The sequence below is a fragment of the Paraburkholderia fynbosensis genome (assembly GCF_902859935.1).
Taxonomy (GTDB): domain Bacteria; phylum Pseudomonadota; class Gammaproteobacteria; order Burkholderiales; family Burkholderiaceae; genus Paraburkholderia; species Paraburkholderia fynbosensis.
Genome location: NZ_CADIKI010000086.1, coordinates 1 through 622 on the forward strand (window position 1 = coordinate 1; position 622 = coordinate 622).

Below are 622 nucleotides of genomic sequence, written 5' to 3' on the forward strand. Positions count from 1 at the left end.
GAGGCCAGCACTCTGGAAAGCCTGCGCGATCTTGACCACAGCGTTGATCTGATTCTGATCCCGCGTGCACCCCACGCGATACGTCGTGCAGCCCATGCCCTTGAGGAGCGACACGAGCTGAGTTGGTGTGTAGGTGTAATCATAGTGTCCATTGACACCGTAGAACATGCCAGCAGCAGGCGCCGCTGCGATGCGCGGGTCGGATGCGGGCAGCCATTGCGCTGCCACGCTGCGCACGTCCACGTTCACATAGAACTGGCCGCCCGTGCCGCGAAGCCAGACTTTGCCGCCGTACCAGAGGACCAAGGACACGTTATACGTGTTGCCCACAGTCGCGCCGTTGCGGTAAACCACCCCATTCACGAGCGTCCAGACCGTGTTCAGCCTGTCGATAATGTAGGGCGAAGCGGGCAGCGTGGTGCCTTCCGCCGATGTGCCTCCCATACGCGGGTCGAGGCATGCCGTCCATCCCGACCCGTTCCACGAGTAGAACTGGCCGCCGGTACCTTTCGAATAGATGGTGGTGCCGTAATAAATGATGAGTGTTACGTTGGAGGTATTCCCGGCTTTCGCGCCGTTTCTGTATACCACGCCGCCCGATAGCGTCCAGACTGCGCCGGCG

General features: G+C 60.9%; 1 pseudogene. It reads right to left on the minus strand.

Annotated elements, in window-relative coordinates:
* A pseudogene (locus HV770_RS38115) lies at positions 1-622 on the minus strand (hypothetical protein); the annotation flags it as partial.